Source organism: Mesorhizobium sp. ZC-5 (genome assembly GCF_025753855.1).
Lineage (GTDB): Bacteria > Pseudomonadota > Alphaproteobacteria > Rhizobiales > Rhizobiaceae > Neomesorhizobium.
The window spans coordinates 334239-355230 of sequence record NZ_JAOWPT010000002.1; the positions used below are offsets into that span (position 1 = coordinate 334239).

Consider the following 20992-nt stretch of genomic DNA (forward strand, 5'->3'; position numbering starts at 1 on the left):
CCGCCGCATTGGCTTTCAGGCTGGTTTCGTCACACGACGCAGCGTCAGGTTGATCCGTCCGCCTTTCTTCAGCAGCGCCGACGTCGACGGATAGACCCGGTCGACCCCGTGGAATGCCAGCCGGCCCTGGCCGCCCAGCACGACGACATCGCCGCTGGCAAGCTTGAACGAAACCGTCTGTCCGTCGCGCGTATTCTGCCCGACCCTGAACAGGCAGGTGTCGCCGAGCGAGACGGAAACCACCGGAGCGTCGAAATCCTGTTCATCGCGATCCTGATGCAGCCCCATCTTCGCATCGGCGGCATAGAAATTGACCAGGCATGCTTCGGGCGGATGCGGGTAGCCGCCAACCTCCCGCCACAGCTGCAGCAACCGTTCGGGCATCGGTGGCCACGGCGCACCGGTTTCGGGATGCGTCGCCTGATAGCGGTAGCCTCGTTCCTTGTCGGTGACCCAGCCAAGGGTTCCGCAATTGGTCATCCTGACGCTCATCGGCTTTCCCGTGCGTGGCATGGTCGGCACATAGAGCGGCGCCTTCTGCACGACGGTCCGGATAGCTTCAACCAGTGCAACCTGATCGTCGCGGCCGAGATAGCCCGGCATGTGGCGGACACCTCTGGGAAGAACCTGCATGGTGTTGACGCTGCTCCGTATGGCTCCAACGAAAACGGCGGCAATCAAGCCGCCGTCGTTGACCGGATGAAGGTCGCTGGAAGTCCGGCTGTCAAGCCGTTTCGAGATTGGGAATGCGCAGCACCTGGCCCGGATAGATCTTGTCCGGATGCGTGAGCATCGGCTTGTTCGCCTCGAAAATGACCGTGTATTTCGAAGCCTTGCCCTTGCCGTAATGCGCTTCGGCGATCTTCGAGAGATTGTCGCCCTTCTTTACGGTGTAGAACCTCGGCTGCGTGGCAGCCTTGGCGGCGGCGATCACCTTGTTCATGTCGACGGACGAGTCGAGCTTCAGCCCGGAATCCGGAGCCACGACCTTCAGCTCGTCAGCCTCGACCTTCGAAACACCCAGCGTATTGCCGACGGCGATCACGGCTTTCTCGAAGATCGACTGGTCGGCGACCACGCCCTTCAGCACCGCCTTGTCGCCCTGGACGACCACCTCGACGTTTTCGGTGCCGAGCTTGTGGGAATCCAATTCCTTTTTCAGGGTTTCCGCCTTCGGCTCGGGATCGTCGTCGCCGATTCCGAGCTTCTTGCCGACGGATTTCACGAAATCGAACATACCCATGATCAAAATCTCCTTATTGCCGCACTCTGCCCAGCGGAAATCTGGCATTTGCAGCAATAAATTGGAAGCTTTTCAATCAACCTCTGCTCAGTCGCTTTCAACCTTGCCGCGCAGCTTCTTGACCGTCGACCGCCCGGCCTTGGTTTTCAGGCGCCTTTCGACCGCGCCCTTGGACGGCCTGGTTTTCTTGCGCGGCTTGGGTGGCGGTTCGGCCGCCTTGGCGACGAGCGCCGTCAAGCGGGCCCGCGCATCGGCACGGTTCTGCTCCTGGGTCCGGAACCGGCCTGCCTCGATGACGATGACACCATCCTTGGTCGCGCGCTGACCGGCAAGCTTTATCGTCCGCTCGCGCACATATTCGGAAAGTCCGGGCGCGTTGCGGGCGTCGAACCGCAATTGCACGGCAGTGGCGACCTTGTTGACGTTCTGGCCGCCCGGACCAGATGAGCGGATGAAATTCTCGACCAGTTCATCGTCGCGGATGACGGCGCCCGGCGCGATCTCGATGTCGGCGGTCATTGGCTCCGGACCATCATCTCGGCGGCTCGCATGCTCGTCGTTCCTCGCAGGAATCCCGTGAACTCAAGGTGAGGATGCTTCGGTTGCTTCCGTTCTGTAAAGGCATGCCTTGCCGGCGGACAAAAGAAAAGACCCGGCGAAGCCGGGCCCTTCATGTCGCGATTTCGGAAGGACTATTCGGCGGCTTCGCGCAGTTGCGGCGCGGCGCCCAGAACCGACGCGTCGACATGGGCTTCGAATTTGCCGAAATTGTCGATGAACATGCCGACCAGCCGTTTTGCCTGGCGATCGTAGGCGATCTTGTCGGCCCATGTGGACCGGGGGTCGAGGATCGACGGGTCGACACCAGGGACATCAACCGGAACGGCAAAACCGAAGGTTCCGTCGGTGCGGAACGTCGCGGCGTTGAGCGACCCGTCGAGGGCAGCCGACAGCAGAGCGCGGGTCGCCTTGATGGGCATGCGCTTGCCGGTGCCGTATGCACCACCGGTCCAACCCGTGTTGACCAGCCAGCAATCGACGCCGTGATCGGCGATGAGCTGCCGCAGGAGGTTGCCGTATTCCGATGGATGCCGCGGCATGAAAGGCGCGCCAAAACAGGTCGAGAACGTCGCCTCGGGCTCCGTCACGCCTTTTTCGGTGCCTGCCACCTTCGCCGTGTAGCCGGAGAGGAAATGGTACATCGCCTGCGCAGGGGTGAGCTTCGCGATCGGAGGCATCACGCCGAAGGCATCCGCCGTCAGCATGATGATGTTCCTGGGATGGCCAGCGCGGCCGGTCGCGCTGGCATTCGGGATGAAATGCAGCGGATAGGCGCAACGGGTGTTCTCGGTAAGCCGGCCGTCATTGAAGTCCGGGATGCGATCCTCGTCGAGGATCACGTTTTCCAGCACCGTGCCGAATCGCCGGGTCGTCGCGAAAATCTCCGGCTCGGCTTCCGCTGAGAGGCGGATGGTCTTGGCATAGCAGCCGCCCTCGAAATTGAAGATGCCCGTCTCGCCCCAGCCGTGCTCGTCGTCGCCGATCAACGTGCGCGAGGGATCTGCCGACAATGTGGTCTTGCCGGTGCCCGACAGGCCGAAGAAGATCGCCGCGTCGCCGTCCGGACCCTCGTTCGCCGAGCAGTGCATCGGCATGACGCCCTTGGTCGGCAGGATATAGTTGAGTGCGGTGAACACCGACTTCTTCATCTCGCCGGCATAAGAAGTTCCGCCGATCAGCACGATCATGCGGGTGAGGTCGACCGCGATCACGGTTTCGGTACGGGTGCCATGGCGCGCCGGAACGGCCCGGAACGAGGGCAGGTCGATGATGGTCATCTCCGGCACGAACCGGTCCAGATCGGCGGTCGAGGGCCGGATCAGCAGGTTGCGGATGAACAGGGAGTGCCAGGCGTATTCTGTGACGACGCGGGTCGGCAGGCTGGTGTTCTGGTCGGCACCGCCGACCAGGTCCTGAACGAAGAGGTCCTTGTCTCTGGCGTGAGCCGTGAAATCCGCCAGCAGCGTTTCGAAATGCGCGGGCGACATCGGCTTGTTGCTGTCCCACCAGACATGCGGTTCGGTCTGCGCGTCGCGGACGACGAACTTGTCCTTGGCCGAACGGCCGGTGTGCTGGCCGGTTTCGGCGATCAGGGCGCCATGCGCGGTGAGCTTTGCCTCGCCACGCCGGATCGCCTCCTCGTAGAGCAAGGCCTCCCCGAAATTGTAGTGGACCCGACCGTTGGTCGTCAGTCCCGCCGCGTCGATCCCGCAGGCGGGATTGCGTTTGCCGATTTCGCTCATTCTGGCTCCCAATTGGCCGCGATGCCGCATTTTCTTTCCTTCAAGGTTGATCCCGCGCAAGGCGGCCACAATGAAGGGTGGAAGGTCAGAACCAGAAAAGCCGAGCGATTTCAAATCATTAATCGATTTAAAGATTTTAGAATTCGTTTAAATCGTTTATATAGGAGGAAGCATGGGAGTAATGTTTTGGCTCATCCTCCCGAAAAGATAGGCAATCCGTTCGACGGCCGCTGGAAGAACAGGGGTGGCGCCGGACGCCTATCTGTGACATTGCCGGGGGCCATGCCACATTTTGTACCTAATTTGTCCGCCAAAAGCCCCTTCCCAATGCAGGAAGGGACACCCGCTCATGAGGGAGCAACTTGATATGGCAACGATCGCGCTGGTCGACGACGACCGCAATATTCTGACGTCGGTATCGATCGCACTCGAATCAGAGGGCTACCGGGTTGAAACCTACACGGACGGGGCTTCGGCGCTGGAGGGGCTCGCGGCACGTCCGCCGAACCTCGCCATCCTCGACATCAAGATGCCGCGCATGGACGGCATGGAGCTGCTCCGCCGGCTCAGGCAGAAAACCGACCTGCCGGTCATCTTCCTGACGTCCAAGGACGACGAGATCGATGAGCTTTTCGGCCTCAAGATGGGCGCCGACGACTTCATCCGCAAGCCGTTCTCGCAGCGTCTCCTGGTCGAAAGGGTGAAGGCGGTTCTGCGCCGTGCAAGCGCCCGTGAAGCCTCGGCAAAAACGCCGAACCAGCAGGCCCGCTCGCTGGAGCGCGGCCAGCTTGTCATGGACCAGGAGCGGCATACCTGTACCTGGAAGGGCGAGCCGGTCACCCTCACGGTGACCGAATTCCTGATCCTTCATTCGCTGGCGCAGCGACCCGGCGTCGTCAAAAGTCGTGACGCGCTGATGGATTCGGCCTATGACGAGCAGGTCTATGTCGATGATCGCACGATCGACAGCCACATCAAGCGGCTGCGCAAGAAGTTCAAGTCGGTCGATGACGACTTTGACATGATCGAAACGCTTTATGGGGTCGGCTATCGTTTTCGAGAGGCGTAAGCCTGCCGCGGGGACGAGTTGTTGTAGATGGCTGTGGATGCAGAGCTGAAAAGGCCGGTCGCCGCGGCAAAGCGGCCGTTCCGGCTGTCGCCCGTTTTGCTGGGCAAGCTGACTGTGAGGCTGCAGCGGCTGCTCGGCCACTACATGTTTTCGAGCCTGACACGGCGCATCCTGTTCCTCAATCTGGCCGCGCTCGGCGTTCTCGTTACCGGCATCCTCTATCTGAACCAGTTTCGCGACGGCCTGACGGAGGCTCGAATCGAGAGCCTGATGACGCAAGGCGAGATTATCGCCGGCGCGATCGCCGCGTCGGCGACGGTCGAGACGGATTCGATCCGCATCGATCCGGAAAAGCTTCTCGAACTGCAGGCTGGAGAAAGCCTGGCGCCAGGATCGGACCAACTGGACAGCCTTGATTTTCCCATCAATCCCGAGCGCGTCGCGCCGGTGTTGCGGCGGCTGATCTCGCCGACGCGGACGCGAGCCCGCATATACGACCGCGACGCCAACCTGCTGCTCGATTCGCGTCACCTTTATTCACGTGGCCAGATACTGCGCTACGACCTCCCCTCCGTCGAGCAGGAGGAACCCGGCCTGCTCGGGCGCATCGAAAAGCTTATCGCGGAGTTTTTCCGGCGAACCGACCTGCCGATCTACAAGGAGCAGCCCGGCGGCAACGGGGCGGCGTTTCCGGAAGTCATGAACGCGCTGACGGGCGTGCCGTCCAAGGTGGTCCGTATCAGTGAGCAGGGCGAGCAGATCGTATCCGTCGCCATTCCCGTTCAGCGCTTCCGCGCCGTCATGGGCGTGCTGATGCTGTCCACGCAAGGCGGCGATATCGATAAGATCGTGGCCGATGAACGCAAGGCGATCCTGCGTGTATTCGGGGTCGCGGCGCTGGTGACGGTGGCGCTCTCCATGTTGCTTGCCTCGACGATCGCCAATCCGCTGCGGCGGCTGTCCGCGGCGGCTGTCCGCGTCAGGCGCGGCGTCAAGAACCGTGAGGAAATTCCCGATTTCTCGGATCGCCAGGACGAGATCGGCAATCTCTCGGTCGCGCTGCGCGAGATGACCAACGCGCTTTACGCGCGCATCGAGGCGATCGAAAGTTTTGCGGCTGACGTGTCGCATGAACTGAAGAACCCGCTGACGTCGCTTCGCAGCGCGGTCGAAACCTTGCCGCTTGCCAAGAACGACGCCTCCCGCGGCCGCTTGATGGACGTCATCCAGCACGATGTTCGCCGCCTGGATCGGCTGATCACCGACATCTCGGATGCCTCCCGACTGGATGCCGAACTGGCGCGCGACGATGCCGAACGGCTGGATTTGCGCAAATTCCTGACCGAACTTGTTGGGGCGTCGGGTGACGCCGGTCGGCACAAGAAACATGTCGAGATCGAACTCAAGACCGACAAGTCGCCGCAAGCCGCGAAGAGCTTCAACGTGCTGGGCCATGATCTTCGTTTGGGCCAGGTCATAACCAATCTGATCGAGAACGCGCGATCATTCGTGCCCGACGACAGCGGCCGGATCGTCATCAACCTGTCGCGGGCCGGCAAGTATGTTGTGATCGCCGTGGAGGACAACGGCCCGGGCATTCGTGCCGACAACATCGACCGCATTTTCGAGCGCTTCTACACTGACCGGCCGGCTGGCGAGGCGTTCGGCCAGAATTCGGGCCTCGGACTGTCGATCAGCCGGCAGATCGTCGAAGCGCATGGCGGCACCCTGACGGCCGAAAACATCTCCGGCGGCAAGCCGGGCGAGATCCGGGGCGCGCGTTTTGTGGTTACGCTGCCGGCTGAGGGATAGTGGGTCAGGCGCAGAATCTGCATGCATCGGCGGTCCTGCTCGGCGATCGCGGCGTCCTGATTGCCGGTGAATCGGGCCTCGGCAAAACTACGCTTGCGCTCGCGCTGGTCGATTATTTTACGCGCCTGGGACATTTTTCCCGACTGGTTTCCGACGATCAGGTGCTGATCCAGGCTCTCCGTGGCCGGCTCGTCTGCCACACACCTCAACCCATTTCCGGCATTGTCGAGATCTATGGAATGGGTCCGCGGCCGCTGGAATTCGAGCCGTCGATGATTGCCGATCTTCTTGTCCGGCTCGTTCCGTCCGCCGCGGCACAACGCTTTCCGGAAGTCCTGACCGAATCAGTAGCCGGATGCGATCTCGCTTGCCTTGAGCTCACGGCACGCAATGCTCAAGCGGCAGTCTTTGCTGTCGCCAGTTGGTTTTCCATCCCGCCTTTTTACCGGGAGACTGACGATCACAGGTCTTAAAATGCGTCAAAATGGCCATCTCCTTTCTAAAATTGTGCTTGTCAAAGGGAGGCGCGTCGACAAGATAGCGCTCTTGCCGCCGGGCCGACCGGAAAAGACTGCAGCAATACGATGCGCCCAAAGGGCCATGACGGGAGCCAAAGCAGAATGATCGGACTCGTGCTTGTAACGCACGGTCAACTGGCCGAGGAATTCCGTAACGCCGTGGAGCACGTCGTCGGACCCCAGGAGAAGTTCGAAACCGTCGCTATTGGCGCTGATGACGATATGGAACAGCGTCGCCGCGATATCGTCGATGCCGTCGCCCGCGCCGACAGCGGCACCGGCGTCGTCATCCTGACCGATATGTTCGGCGGCACCCCGTCCAATCTCGCCATCTCCGTCATGGAGCCTGGCCGTGTCGAAGTGATCGCGGGCATGAACCTGCCGATGCTGATCAAGCTCTCCAGCGTGCGATCCGCAGATGATATGGACACCGCGCTTCTCCAGGCGCAGGCAGCCGGCCGTAAATATATCAACGTCGCCAGCCAGCTGCTGAGCAGCAAATGACCGGTACGGATACGCGAAAAGATCGCGAGACCCTGTTGCGCGAGTTCGAAATCGTAAACCAGCGCGGCCTGCACGCCAGGGCCTCGGCAAAATTCGTCTCCCTGGTGAGCGGGTTCGATGCGTTCGTCAATGTCGAGAAGGACGGCGTCACCGTTGGCGGCACCTCGATCATGGGACTGATGATGCTGGCGGCGAGCCCCGGGTGCCGTATCCGGGTCTCCGCGAGCGGTCGCGAGGCGGAAGAAGTAATGGTGGCGCTCGAGACGTTGATTGCGTCCCGCTTCGGCGAGGAAGTTTAATCGGCCGGATGCCCGTGCAACACATGCACGAATAAAGATTTCTTTATGTCCCATTGTCGCCGCTGACTCGATCTGCTAGTCAGGGCGCAAATTTGCGCGGGTTCGCCGGCCATCGGCTGCGGCACGCGTTCGACTTCACCGGATCGGAGTACGAAAATGGCCGCTGGCAAAGACTACGTTGTTGCAGATATTTCACTGGCCGATTGGGGCCGCAAGGAAATCGAGATCGCCGAAACCGAAATGCCGGGCTTGATGGCCTGCCGCGAGGAATTCGGCGGTAAGAAGCCGCTGAAAGGCGCCCGCATTACCGGCTCCCTGCATATGACGATCCAGACCGCGGTGCTGATCGAGACGCTGAAGGAACTCGGCGCCGATATCCGCTGGGCGTCTTGCAACATCTTCTCGACGCAGGACCACGCCGCCGCGGCGATCGCGGAAGCCGGCATTCCGGTTTTCGCCGTGAAGGGCGAAACGCTTGAAGACTACTGGGTGTATACCGACAAGATCTTCCAGTGGGCGGATGGCGGTACCTCCAACATGATCCTCGACGATGGCGGCGATGCCACCATGTACATCCTGATCGGCGCCCGCGCCGAAGCTGGCGAGGACGTCCTTTCCAATCCTGGCAGCGAAGAAGAAGAAATCCTGTTCGCCCAGATCAAGAAGCGCATGGCGGCGACGCCGGGCTTCTTCACCAGGAACCGCGACGCCATCAAGGGCGTCACCGAAGAGACCACGACCGGTGTCAACCGTCTCTACCAGTTGCAGAAGAAGGGCCTGCTGCCTTTCCCGGCGATCAACGTGAACGATTCGGTGACCAAGTCGAAGTTCGACAACAAGTACGGCTGCAAGGAATCGCTGGTCGACGGCATCCGCCGCGGCACAGATACGATGATGGCCGGCAAGGTCGCCGTGGTCTGCGGCTATGGGGACGTCGGCAAGGGTTCGGCGGCATCCCTCAAGGGTGCCGGTGCGCGCGTCAAGGTAACCGAAGTCGATCCGATCTGCGCGCTGCAGGCGGCTATGGACGGCTTCGAGGTCGTCACCCTCGAGGATGCGGCCCCCACCGCCGACATCGTCATCACTACTACCGGCAACAAGGACGTCATCACCCTCGACCACATGCGCTCGATGAAAGACATGGTGATCGTCGGCAACATCGGCCATTTCGACAATGAGATTCAGGTTGCGGCGCTGCGCAATCTGAAGTGGACCAACGTCAAGCCGCAGGTCGACATGATTTCGTTCCCGGACGGCAAGCGCATGATCCTGCTTTCGGAGGGTCGCCTGCTCAATCTCGGCAACGCGACCGGCCATCCGAGCTTCGTCATGTCGGCTTCGTTCACCAACCAGGTGCTTGCCCAGATGGAACTCTGGACCAAGCCTGGCGCTTACAAGAACCAGGTCTATGTCCTGCCCAAGCACCTCGACGAAAAGGTCGCGCGGCTTCATCTCGACAAGCTCGGTGCCAAGCTCACGGAACTCTCGGGCGAACAGGCCGCTTATATCGGCGTGACCCAGCAGGGGCCGTTCAAGCCGGAACACTACAGGTACTGATTTCTAACCCAGCACCTACAATATATTGAAACCGGGCGATTGACTTTTCGCCCGGTTTCTTTTTGCGCCGTTGCCTTCTTCACGCCGATTCGCGCAGCAGGTACAGTGAAGTGATTCGCGACGCCTCAGGCTCCGAGGTCAGGGGACTGTGGGGGCCGCTTGGGCGGTCTTGAGGCGGCGGAGAGGAACAAGACATGCCAGGGGAATGCCCGCTTCAGGCGGGAAGCGCCGATTCCGGCGGCCAGGTGGATTCCGGCGGGCAAAGGGACAAGCCCCGCACATGCAGGCCATGGCTGCCGTCGACGCTGCCGTGGAAAAGCCGGCGTTTCTGCGGCACATTGTTCATCTCGACCGCATTGCCCACCGTCGTCATGGCGCAAGCTAGCGGCACCATGAGCGTTCCAGGCCTTTCCGTCGACACGGTGGAAGTCATGCAGGCCGCGGTCTTCGCAGGCGTCATGGGTGCTGCGTTGCTGTCGGCTATCTGGCTGATCCGCGAGCGAGCGCGGACCGCTGCCGAGAACGTCTTGCTGCGCGCCAAAGTGGCGGATATCAACGCTTCGTTGCAGCGGTCGGAAGCACTTCTCAACCTTCGTGACCAGCGCATCGTCGTATGGGCAAGTGAAAAGTCGAAACCCGAGGTGGTTGGCGCTCTTCCGGCCGAAACGGGCGCGCCCGAAGACCGCAGCAACTTCCTGGCCTTCGGACGCTGGCTCATGCCCCGCTCCGCGGCCGCGCTCGAGCAGGCGGTGACGGCGTTGCGTGAAAGGGGCGCCGCCTTCGACCTGGTTGTCGAAACCCATAAATCCATGCCGCTGGAAGTCCAGGGCCGCAAGACCGCGGCACATGTGCTGGTCCGTTTCGTTTCGCTTTCGGAAACGCAGCGCCTTACCGCGCGGCTGAAGCTGGAAAACCAGCGGCTCGTTTCGGACCATGAAACGGTTCTTGGCCTCGTCGACGCGCTGAAAATGCCATTCTGGGTTCGCGACGCCGATGGCCGCCTCAAATGGGTGAACCGCGCCTTTGCCGAGGCGGTCGAAGCGGAAAGTGCAACGGTTGCCGTCCGCGACGACAAGGAATTCCTGGGAAGTCAGGCACGCGAAGCGATCGTGCGCCATCACGCCGGCCAGCCTGTTTTCGAGCAGACGATGTCGACGGTGGTCGATGGCGACCGGCGGATGTTTGCGGTCACCGACGTTGCGGCAAGCTCCGGTTCGGCAGGCATCGCCACCGACATGACGGCGGTCGATGGCATACGCGAGGAGTATGAGCGAACGGTGAGAAGCCACGCGGATACGCTCGATCAGCTGACGACCGCTGTTGCCACCTTCGATGCTGACGGCAAGCTCAGCTTCTACAATCAGGCCTTCCAGAAATTGTGGGATTTGGATGCGCAGTTCCTGGCAGGCGTTCCCGACAACGCTCTCCTGCTCGACAGGCTGCGCACCGAGGGCAAGCTCGCCGAGCAGCCCGAATGGCGCCGCTGGAAGGAAAACATCATGGGCGCGTACCGCGCCGTCGAGCCGCAGGAACATTGGTGGCATCTGCCGGATGGCCGGACGTTGCGCGTCATCGGCAACCCGCAGCCAAAAGGCGGGGTGACCTGGGTTTTCGAAAACCTCACTGAAAAGATCGACCTCGAAAGCCGCTACAACACGGCCGTCCGCGTCCAGGGCGAAACGCTGGACAATCTGGCCGAGGGTGTCGCGGTGTTCGGACCCGACGGCCGCGTCAGGCTCGCCAACCCGGCCTTCTCGACGCTTTGGGGCCTCGATCCCGATTTCGTCAAGCCTAACACCCATGTCTCGGAAGTCAGGGCGGTTTGCGACATCCTTACCAAGGACAGCCCCTGGGGCAGCTTCGTCGCGGCGGTGACCGGCTTCGACGATGAACGCCGCGACCGTCACGGACAAGCCGAGCTCAAGAACGGCAATATCCTGCGCTACGCGATCATTCCCCTGCCCAACGGGCAGGTCATGATGACCTTCGTCGATATCACCGACAGCGCCAACATCGAGAAGGCACTGAAGGACAAGAACGAGGCGCTGCAGCGGGCCGACCAGCTGAAGAACGATTTCGTCCAGCACGTTTCCTACGAATTGCGCTCGCCGCTGACCAACATAATCGGCTTCACCGAACTGCTGGCGCTGCCCGATACCGGGCCGTTGACGCCGCGCCAGCGCGACTATGTTGGTCACATCGGCTCGTCGTCGTCGGTGCTGCTGACCATCGTCAACGACATCCTCGATCTTGCCACCGTCGATGCGGGAATCATGGAATTGGACGTTGGCGAAATCCAGGTCGACAACACGGTTCGGGCGGCCGCGGAACTGGTGGCGGAGCGGTTGCGGGAACATGCGATCACCCTGGACGTAGATGTGTCGCGAGCGCCCAAAAGCTTCAATGGCGATGAAAACCGTGTTCGTCAGATATTGTTCAATCTGTTGAGCAACGCCGCCAATTATGCGCCCGAAGGCAGCACCATTGCGCTGACCTGCGAGATGGTGGCCGGCAATATCCAGTTCTCCGTGCATGACGACGGACCCGGCATGGCGCAGGATGTGCTCGACACGGTGTTTCGCCGCTTCGAGCCACGAGCCAATGGCGGCCGGCGTCGCGGCGCCGGGCTCGGCCTGTCGATCGTCAAGAGTTTCGTCGAATTGCATGGCGGTAATGTCCGCATCGATTCGGCCAGGGACCAGGGCACCACGGTCGTCTGCCAGTTTCCCATGGTCCCGGCGCGCGCCAGGGCAGCGGCGGAATAGCGGAGCTTCATGGGCGGGAAGGTTCTGGAACTGAGTCTGGCCGACGACCGCGCCACGGTGCTGCTCGGGCAGGACATAGCGGCTGCCCTGCGCAGTGGCGATGTGCTGGCGCTCAAGGGCGATCTCGGCGCCGGCAAGACCATGCTGGCGCGCGGCCTGATCCGCGCCCTCGCCGCCGACCCTGAACTGGAAGTGCCGAGCCCGACCTTCACGCTGGTACAGAGCTACGAGACGCGCATTCCGGTTCAGCATTTCGACCTCTACCGGCTTTCATCGGTGGATGAACTCGACGAACTCGGCTTCGATGAGGCCGGCGGAAACGGCATTGTCATCGTCGAATGGCCGGAGAAGGCCGGCGGTCATCTACCCAAGGAAACGATTTTCCTGACGCTGGAACATGAAGGCAATGGGCGCCGCGCGACGCTGTCCGGCCCCGCCGCGGCACTTGCACGGATCGAACGTTCATTGGCTGCCCGCGATTTCCTCGACAGGACGGGCAACGGAGATTCGGATCGGGCCCTGTTTTCCGGCGATGCCTCGGCGCGCGGCTACGAGACGGTCTCCGCCGGCGGATCGCCGCCACGCATCCTGATGAATTCGCCGCGCCTCGTGCTCGGACCGCCGGTACGCGATGGCAAGCCTTATGCCGAGATCGCCCACACCGCACAGACGGTGACGGCGTTCGTCGCTATCGCGCGCATGCTGAAACAGGGTGGCGTGACCGTACCCGAAATATTCGAACAGGATCTGGAGCAGGGATTTCTGCTGATCGAGAATCTCGGCGACGGGAATTTCCTCGATGAGGCCGGACGGCCCGTGCCGGACCGTCTCACAGCTGCGGCCCAGCTCCTGGCGAAGATGCATGGCAAGGCCTGGCCGGAGGAATTCGAGGCAGCGCCTGGCGTCATTCATCGGATACCGCCGTTCGACCGCGATGCTATGATGATAGAAGTCGAACTTCTGCTCGACTGGTACGTTCCGGCGGTATTTGGAAAGCCGGCTAATGAAGACGAGCGCAGGGCGTTTGCCGCGGCCTGGAACGGGGTCTTCGACAGGCTGGAGGACAAGGAGCATGGCTTCGTTCATCGTGATTTCCAGTCACCGAACATTGTATGGCGAGCGAAACGTTCCGGCCACGATCGGCTCGGTATCGTCGATTTCCAGGATGCCCTGATCGGTCCCACCGCATATGATGTCGCTTCGATCGCGCTGGACGCCAGAGTCACCATGACGCCCGAACTGGAGAAGACGACCATCGACGCCTATATCGCCGCCCGCCAGGCACAGACTGGCTTCGATGCGGAGAATTTCGCCGAGGCCTATGCGATCATGGCGGCGCAGCGCAACTCGAAGATACTCGGCATCTTTGTGCGGCTTCACCGGCGTGACGGCAAACCCCAATACCTCAGGCATCTGCCGCGCATTCGCGACTATCTCCGCCGCGTGCTGATGCATCCGTCTCTTGCGGAATTGCGTGCGCTTTACGAAAGGCTTGGCTTCCTCGAGGAGCGATCCTTATGAGTGCCGCAAAACCCGATACCGCAATGGTGCTCGCGGCGGGGCTGGGTAAACGGATGCTTCCCATTACCGCGGCGTTGCCCAAACCACTTGTCAGAATCGCGGGAAAAACGCTGCTCGACTGGGGGCTGGACGCCCTCGCGGCGGCGGGCGTTTCGAAGGCCGTGGTCAACGTCCATTACCTGCCGGATCAGATCGTCGCCCATGTCGCCGGTAGGCAAAAGCCGGAAGTGATCATCTCAGACGAATCGGCGGAACTCCTCGATTCCGCCGGTGGCATCGCCCACGCGCTGCCCATGCTTGGTGCAGCTCCCTTCTTCATCCTCAACGCCGATACATTCTGGATCGATCGCGCCGCCTCCAATCTCGATCGGCTCGCCCTTGCATGGGACCCGACGAGGATGGATATCTTGCTGATGCTGGCGGATTTCCAATCGGCGACAGGGCACAGCGGCGGCAGCGATTTCCTGCTCTCCGGCGATGGCAAGCTTGCGCGTGCGGCCGGGGCCTCGGATGGGCTGATTTATGCGGGCGCTGCGATCCTGCATCCGCGTATTTTTGATGGTGCGCCTCTCGGACGCCATTCGCTCAATCTTCATTTCGACAAGGCGATCGCGCAAGGCCGCCTGTATGGCATGAAGATGAACGGCCACTGGATCACGGTCGGCACCCCGGACGCGATCCTGCCGGCCGAGGCCGCCGTTGCCCGCGCGCTGGCGGAAAGGCGATGACCGGCCGCGAGCCGCCGAAGGTCTTTTCGATTCCTGCCGGCGCGCCATTTCTGCCCACCTTGGCGGAGGCGCTGATATCCGGCGCGCTGGTGCCGGGGTTCCGTCTCGACCGCGACCCGTTGAAGCTTGCCACCGCGACCATCTTCGTTCCGACACGGCGTGCTGCTCGAGAGCTTCGCAGTGTTTTCGTAGACCTGTACGGTGGCCGCTCGGCTATCCTGCCGACGATCCGTGCGCTTGGTGAGTTCGACGAGGACGAGGTGCTGTTCGAGCCGAGCGGCGGCGCCGCACTCGACATTGCACCGCCGATTGCCTCGATCGACCGCCTTCTGTTGCTGGCGCCACTGGTTCGCGCATGGAAGAGACGGCTTCCGGCCCACGTCGCCGCCCTGTTCGAGGAGGAAGTCGTGGTGCCGGCATCGGTGTCGGATTCGATCTGGCTGGCGCGCGATCTCGCGGCACTGATGGACGAGATCGAAACCGAAGGCTCCGACTGGTCGAAACTCGGTGAACTCGTATCCGGTGATCTCGCGAGTTGGTGGCAGGTCACGCTCGACTTCCTCGAGATCGTTACTGCTGCATGGCCGGTACTTCTGAAGGAGCGCGATCGTTCCAATCCCGCCCTGCATCGGAGTGCCCTGATTCTGGCCGAAGCGGCTCGCCTGAGGCGGATGCCGCCGGCAGGTCCGGTCATAGCAGCCGGGTCGACCGGCTCGGTTCCGGCGACGGCGGAACTGCTGTCGGTGATCGCGCAACTGCCGAATGGCGCGGTGGTGCTGCCTGGGCTGGACAGGCATCTCGATAACGGCACCTGGTCGGTGATCGCCGAGGCCGCACCGGAACCTTCCGTGCTCGGCCATCCGCAATTCGGTCTCGCCAAGCTGCTGCGAAAATTCGGGCTGCGGCAAATCGATGTCCTGGAAATCGGTGCCGCGTCCAAGCCGCTTGCGCGTCGTTCCAGGCTGGTGAGCGAGGCGCTTCGTCCGGCGGAAACCACCGACGCCTGGATTGCCAGCCGGGCGGGTTTTCCCGAGGCCGACATTGGCGACGCGCTTTCCAATGTCACGCTGGTGGAAGCCGCCAACGAACGCGACGAAGCGCTTGCCATCGCAATCGCGTTGCGGCGCGCTATCGCGCCTGGAGACAAGAGCGCCGCGCTGGTTGCCACCGACCGCAACCTCGCCCGACGGGTATCGGCGGAATTGTTGCGGTTCGGCATAAGGGCGGATGATTCCGGCGGCTTGCCGCTTGCCCGCACGGCGCCGGCGACATTGCTGCGGCTGCTCCTGGAAGTGGTATTCCGGCCCGGCGATCCGGTGGCCATCCTTGCGTTGCTGAAGCACCCGCTTCTCGGTCTTGGGATGGACCGCACCCAGGTGCGGCGCGCGGCGGAAACGATCGAACTGATCACATTGCGCGGCGGCACCGGCAGACCGGACGTTGCCGAACTTAGCGAGACGTTCGAGCGGCGTCTTGCGACCGTGGGGGTGGACCGCTACGCGCCCTTCTGGCTGGCGCGCATGAATACGAAGCGGCTCGAGGAAGCGAGGCAGTTGCTTGCCCGGCTGCGGGAAGGGCTGGAACCGCTTTCTGCTTTCTGTGGCGGAGGGTCCGTATCGCTGCCCGAGATCGTTCGTGCCACCGTTGTGGCGCTTGAAAATATCGGCCGTGGTGTGGCGGGCGACCTTGTCGATCTATACGCGGGCGATGCCGGAGAAAAACTTGCCGAATTCCTGCGCTCCGTCCTGGCATCCTCGGCTAGCCTGGATTTCACGGCGCGGGAATGGCCCGACATATTGGCGGCGCTGATCGCGACGGAGGTGGTGAAGCCGGCTGCCGGCGGCGATGGCCGCGTCTTCATCTGGGGTGCGCTTGAAGCGCGCTTGCAGACCGTCGACACGCTGGTGCTCGGCGGGCTGAATGAAGGCAGTTGGCCACGGCGAGCCGAAGCCGACCGGTTCATGTCGCGCATCATGAAGGCCGGGATCGATCTGGAGCCGCCGGAGCGGCGCATCGGCCTTGCCGCGCACGATTTCTGGATGGCGATGGGCACGGAAACGGTCGTGCTTACCCGCGCCGCGCGTTCCGGCGATGCACCGGCGGTTCCGTCGCGATGGCTGCAGCGTCTGCTGACATTCGTCGGCAAGGATCACGCCGGAAAACTGCGCGCCCGTGGCGACGAACTGCTTGGGTGGACGCGAACGCTGGACCGCGGCGCCGAAGCCCCGTTTGTCAAGCGCCCGAGGCCCAAACCACGGCTCGACGCGCGGCCGAAACGGTTCTCGGTGACGGAAATCGAGACGCTGCGTCGCGATCCCTATGCGGTCTACGCACGGCGCATCCTCGGCGTTGCGCCCATCGAGCCGCTGCTGCGCGACCCAGGTGCTGCCGAGCGTGGCACGCTGTTCCACGAGATCATGCATCGCTTCACTGAAAAGCAGGCCGATCCCGCGTCGGCAGAGGCGGCGTCAATCTTGCTGGAGATTGGACGGTCGTGCTTTGCCGAAGCGGCGCTGCCTGCCGATGTGCAGGCAGTCTGGTGGCCGCGCTTTGTCGCGCTGGCCGGCAATATCGTCCAATGGGAACGCGACCGCGCCGACGGAATAACAGTCCGCCACGCCGAGGAACGCGCCGAACCCTTGGCCGTTGGTGAAACGGGCGCCACGCTTTCGGGCCGCGCCGACCGTATCGATCTGCGTCCGGCAGGCATGGCCGACATCCTCGACTACAAGACGGGATCGTCGCCATCCAGGGGCCAGGCGCATACGCTGCTGGCGCCGCAACTCGCGCTTGAAGGCGCATTGCTCAAGAGAGGGGCGTTCAAGGCGTTCGGACCGCGGCAGCCGTCGCAGCTTGCCTTCGTTCGATTCAAGGCGAATGGCGAAGTCGAGGAACAATCAATCCTGGAGCACGATCGCAAGAGCAAGTCCGGGCCCGAACTGGCCGACGACGCATGGCGCCGGCTGGAGCAGCTTCTCCAGCACTACAACGATCTCGAAACCGGCTATCTCTCTCGCGCGCTGCCGTTCCGCGAGGGAGACATGGACGGCGACTACGATCATCTCGCCCGCGTGCTCGAATGGTCGGCGGGCGCTGATGACTCTGAAATGGAAGGCGGCGAATGAAGCAGCCGCGCGTCATTCCGCAGGACACCATCGCGCTTCAGGCCAAGGCGTCGGACCCGCGCAACTCGGTCTGGGTTTCGGCCAACGCCGGATCCGGCAAGACGCATGTGTTGTCGCAGCGGGTGACGCGGCTTTTGCTGGAAGGCACCGACCCGTCGAAGATCCTGTGCCTCACCTATACGCGTGCGGCGGCGGCCAACATGGCAAACCGCGTCTTCGGTAATCTCGCCAAGTGGACGATGCTCGACGACGCGGCCCTGTCGGCCGAGATCGAGGCCATCGACGGCGGCCGGCCCGGCCGCAGCAAGCTGGCGCGCGCCCGTCGGCTTTTTGCCACCGCGCTGGAGACCCCGGGCGGCCTGAAGATACAGACCATCCACGCCTTCTGCGAGGCGCTGCTGCATCAGTTTCCGCTCGAAGCAAATATCGCCGGGCATTTCGAAATGCTCGATTCGCAGATGGAGGCGGCGCTCGTCGGCGAAGCCCGGCGCGATATGATCTCCGGCGCCGCGAGTGAGGAGAATCTTGAACTTGCCGAAGCTTTCGCAACTATTCTCGAGCGCGGCGGCGAGTTCGGCCTTGACAGCCTGCTGACGGAAATCGTCCAGAAACGCGATCGGATACGCCGTTTCATCGAGCAGGTCATCAGCCCCGGCGAACCGTTCATCGACCTGTTCGAAGAGTTCGGCTTCGACCCGCATGAGACCGCGGAAGCCATCGCCGCCTCGATCTGGCCGGATGCGTATTTCGACGAAAGCTTTGCCGGCGAATATCTGCGGCGGGCCGAGCATGCCGGCAAGAGTGTGGCCGAGACTTTTGCGCGAAATGTCCTCGAGGCTTGCCGCATCGCCGATCCGATAAAGCGACTGCGGGGGCTCAAGGAAACATTCCTCACCAAGAAATCAGGAGAGGGATGGCAGCCGCGCAGCATCAGGCAGATCGCGGCCAAGAATGTCGCCAACCATTTTCCGCTTTTCGAGCAGTCCTTCGAACGCATGGCGACGACGATTCGCGAGACATCGGATCGCCTGGCGCTGTTTCGCATGCTGGAAGGCACGCGTGCCGCGTTGATTGTCGCCGACTGGCTGATCGCCCGCTACGAGCAGCTCAAAAGCGAGCGCGGTTTCCTCGACTTCAACGATCTCATCAACCGTACGGTCCGCCTGCTGGCGCGGCAGGATGCCGGCCCCTGGGTGCAATACAAGCTGGACAAAGGCATCGATCACATACTGATTGACGAAGCGCAGGACACCAGCCCCGACCAGTGGGAGGTGGTGAAGAAACTTGCTTCCGAGTTTTTCTCGGGCCTTGGCGCGCGCGACGATATCCACCGCACCATCTTCGCCGTCGGCGATGAGAAACAGTCGATCTATTCCTTCCAGGGCGCCGATCCGGAATCCTTCGCGGCAAGCGGCCAGGAATTTTCGGGGCGGGTGCGCGATGCCAGCGGCAATTTCGAGCCGGTCAAGCTCACCTGGTCATTCCGTTCCACGGACGATGTGCTTTCGGCCGTTGACCTCGTGTTCGCGCGCGAGGATGTGCGCAAGGGGCTTACCCGCGACTCCGGTCCACTCGGCCACAAAGCGATCCGCGCCGGAGCGCCAGGCTATGTGGAAGTCTGGCCGACCCTCGGCGCCGACGCGGTGGAGGAGCCCGACGACTGGAGACTGGCGGTCGACCATACGAAGGCGCCTGCCGTCAGGGTCGCCGAAAATGTCGCCAGGACCATCGAGGGTTGGATCGGTGCCGGCGAGATCATCGAGGGCTCCGGCAAGCGGCTCGCCGCCGGCGACGTGCTGGTGCTGGTCCGCAAGCGCGACCGTTTCGTGCACGCTTTGTCGCGCAGCCTGAAAAGCCGGGGCATCCCCGTTGCCGGCGCCGACCGGCTCAGCCTGCCGGCGCATATCGCGGTGAAGGATCTGGCGGCGCTTGGGCGCTTCCTGTTGCAGCCGGAAGATGACCTGTCGCTGGCCGCCATCCTCAAGAGCCCGATCTTTGCCGAGAGCGAGGAGACGCTGTTCCAGCTCGCCTGGAACCGGCCCAAGGGCCAGTCGCTGATTGCGTCGCTGCGGCGAAAGGCGGAGACCGACCTGCTGCTCACGGGCATCGTCGGCCAGCTCGACAAATGGGCAACCGAGGCCGCCTTCAAGCCGGTGTTCGAATTTTACGCCGGCGTTCTCGGTCGCGATCAGGTCCGCAAGAAGATGGTCGGCCGGCTTGGCCATGAGGCGGGCGACATCCTCGACGAGTTCCTGAATTTTTGCCTCGCCGAGGAACAGACCGGCCTGCCGGGCCTCGAAGCTTTCCTCGCGACGCTGGAGAGCGCCGGTCCCGAGATCAAGCGCGAGATGGACCAGACCCGCAACGAGGTTCGCATCATGACGGTGCATGCGGCAAAGGGGCTGGAGGCTCCTGTCGTCTTCCTCGTCGACAGCGGCGCAGCACCGTTCAGCGAGCAGCATCTGTCGCGGCTGATGCCGTTCGAACCGCGAAAGGGCCTGTGGCAGGGGAGCGGGTTTCTCTGGCGGTCGGCGGCCGAGGTCGCCAACGGGTTTTCGCAGGAGGTTGGCAGGCGGGCGAGGGAGAAGGCGGAAGAGGAATATCGCCGGCTGCTCTATGTCGGCATGACGCGCGCGGAGGACCGGCTGATTGTCTGTGGCTATCACGGCAAGCGCGCCCCGGACAGCGCGACCTGGCATTCGATCGTCGACCGGGCGCTCGGGGGCGCTGAAGAGAGCGAGGCGCGACAGAATTCGCTGACCGGCGAAACAGTCCATCGCTACCGCGTCACCAAGACGCCGGCATTGGCTCCCCGGAGCGAAGACGATACGGCACAGCCGATCCTTGCCGTTTTGCCTCCCGAACTGTCAGGAACACTCGCGCAGCCCCCGATACTGCCGCGGCCGCTCTCGCCGTCGGGCGCATCGGCGCTGATCGAGGAGGACAACGAGCCTGTTCCGTCGACGCGCTCGCCGGTGCTCGATGCCTCGGAAGAACCATCCTTCGCTATCCAGCGTGGCCTCGCCATGCATCGCCTGCTGCAGATGCTTCCAGGTCTGCCGGAGATCGAGAGGGATACCGCGGCGCGTCGTTATCTCGGCCGCGCCGGTGCCGACTGGAAAGAGGAAGAGCGGCAGCAGGCGCTCGACGCGGTCGACGTCATTCTCGGCGATTCCCGCTTCGCGCCGCTGTTTGCAGAAGGCTCTCGCGCCGAAGTGGCGATCATGGGCAGGCTTGTCGTCAGAGGCCGCGAGCGCGCGGTGTCAGGCAAGATCGACCGTCTCGCCATCACACCCAACGAGGTGATGATCGTCGATTACAAGACCAACCGGCCACCGCCTTCCGTGATCGGCGATGTGCCGGAGGCCTATATCCTGCAGATGGCGCTTTACCGTGCCTTGTTGCAGCCCCTCTATCCGGACCGTACGGTCTCGGCGGCCTTGCTGTTCACCGAAGTTCCGCGGCTCATTCCAATTGACGGCGCGATCATGGACGCCGCCCTTGCCCGACTCACGCAGCCGTGACACAAAACCTGCTTGAACGAGCCG

At 62.7% G+C, this 20992-nt stretch carries 15 protein-coding genes; 11 read left to right on the top strand and 4 right to left on the bottom strand.

All coding sequences use genetic code 11. The features are described 5' to 3' along the window. Positions 1-15 precede the first annotated feature (15 nt). The 4 genes from OHD58_RS04830 to OHD58_RS04845 all read right to left on the bottom strand — a co-directional run bounded on the left by OHD58_RS04830 (position 16) and on the right by OHD58_RS04845 (position 3546). Positions 16-633: an alpha-ketoglutarate-dependent dioxygenase AlkB family protein gene (locus tag OHD58_RS04830; RefSeq protein WP_263801925.1), complete on the bottom strand. Its 618-nt coding sequence runs from the start codon at positions 631-633 to the stop codon at positions 16-18. A 91-nt stretch (positions 634-724) separates the two neighbouring features. Beyond that, a complete protein-coding gene (lysM, locus tag OHD58_RS04835; protein ID WP_263801926.1) occupies positions 725-1243 on the bottom strand; it encodes a peptidoglycan-binding protein LysM in 519 nt (172 codons plus the stop codon). An 87-nt stretch (positions 1244-1330) separates the two neighbouring features. Then, positions 1331-1762: an alternative ribosome rescue aminoacyl-tRNA hydrolase ArfB gene (arfB, locus tag OHD58_RS04840; protein ID WP_263801927.1), complete on the bottom strand. Its 432-nt coding sequence runs from the start codon at positions 1760-1762 to the stop codon at positions 1331-1333. 173 nt (positions 1763-1935) lie between these two features. Further along, a complete protein-coding gene (locus tag OHD58_RS04845; protein ID WP_263801928.1) occupies positions 1936-3546 on the bottom strand; it encodes a phosphoenolpyruvate carboxykinase in 1611 nt (536 codons plus the stop codon). 367 nt (positions 3547-3913) lie between these two features. On the opposite strand from OHD58_RS04845, the gene OHD58_RS04850 reads away from it, so the two are divergent. The 11 genes from OHD58_RS04850 (at position 3914) to addA (ending at position 20968) form a co-directional block, all read left to right on the top strand. After that, positions 3914-4615 (top strand): response regulator transcription factor, encoded by a 702-nt coding sequence (locus OHD58_RS04850; RefSeq protein ID WP_263801929.1) that lies wholly within the window; start codon positions 3914-3916, stop codon positions 4613-4615. 27 nt (positions 4616-4642) lie between these two features. Then, positions 4643-6427 carry a sensor histidine kinase gene (locus OHD58_RS04855; protein WP_263801930.1) on the top strand — a complete coding sequence of 595 codons (1785 nt, stop codon included), beginning with the start codon at positions 4643-4645 and terminating at the stop codon, positions 6425-6427. Next, positions 6427-6900, top strand: a complete 474-nt coding sequence (locus OHD58_RS04860; protein WP_263801931.1) for an HPr kinase/phosphorylase — start codon at positions 6427-6429, stop codon at positions 6898-6900. Before OHD58_RS04855 ends, OHD58_RS04860 begins: the two co-directional genes overlap by 1 nt. Positions 6901-7047: 147 nt before the next feature. Then, complete coding sequence (locus OHD58_RS04865) at positions 7048-7449, top strand: PTS sugar transporter subunit IIA (RefSeq protein WP_263801932.1); 402 nt, start codon at positions 7048-7050, stop codon at positions 7447-7449. Next, on the top strand, positions 7446-7748 hold the full coding sequence (locus OHD58_RS04870) for an HPr family phosphocarrier protein (protein WP_263801933.1): 303 nt from the start codon (positions 7446-7448) through the stop codon (positions 7746-7748). Before OHD58_RS04865 ends, OHD58_RS04870 begins: the two co-directional genes overlap by 4 nt. A gap of 156 nt (positions 7749-7904) precedes the next feature. Beyond that, positions 7905-9305 carry an adenosylhomocysteinase gene (gene ahcY / locus OHD58_RS04875; RefSeq protein WP_263801934.1) on the top strand — a complete coding sequence of 467 codons (1401 nt, stop codon included), beginning with the start codon at positions 7905-7907 and terminating at the stop codon, positions 9303-9305. A 194-nt stretch (positions 9306-9499) separates the two neighbouring features. After that, positions 9500-12070: a PAS domain-containing sensor histidine kinase gene (locus tag OHD58_RS04880; protein ID WP_263801935.1), complete on the top strand. Its 2571-nt coding sequence runs from the start codon at positions 9500-9502 to the stop codon at positions 12068-12070. A gap of 9 nt (positions 12071-12079) precedes the next feature. Beyond that, on the top strand, positions 12080-13591 hold the full coding sequence (tsaE, locus tag OHD58_RS04885) for a tRNA (adenosine(37)-N6)-threonylcarbamoyltransferase complex ATPase subunit type 1 TsaE (protein WP_263801936.1): 1512 nt from the start codon (positions 12080-12082) through the stop codon (positions 13589-13591). Beyond that, positions 13588-14319 (top strand): nucleotidyltransferase family protein, encoded by a 732-nt coding sequence (locus tag OHD58_RS04890; RefSeq protein ID WP_263801937.1) that lies wholly within the window; start codon positions 13588-13590, stop codon positions 14317-14319. The genes tsaE and OHD58_RS04890 overlap by 4 nt, the downstream gene beginning before the upstream one ends. Further along, positions 14316-17444 (top strand): double-strand break repair protein AddB, encoded by a 3129-nt coding sequence (gene addB, locus OHD58_RS04895; RefSeq protein ID WP_263801938.1) that lies wholly within the window; start codon positions 14316-14318, stop codon positions 17442-17444. The genes OHD58_RS04890 and addB overlap by 4 nt, the downstream gene beginning before the upstream one ends. Then, positions 17441-20968, top strand: coding sequence for a double-strand break repair helicase AddA (gene addA, locus OHD58_RS04900; RefSeq protein WP_263801939.1), 3528 nt, complete (start codon positions 17441-17443; stop codon positions 20966-20968). Before addB ends, addA begins: the two co-directional genes overlap by 4 nt. The last annotated feature ends 24 nt before the right edge of the window (positions 20969-20992 follow it).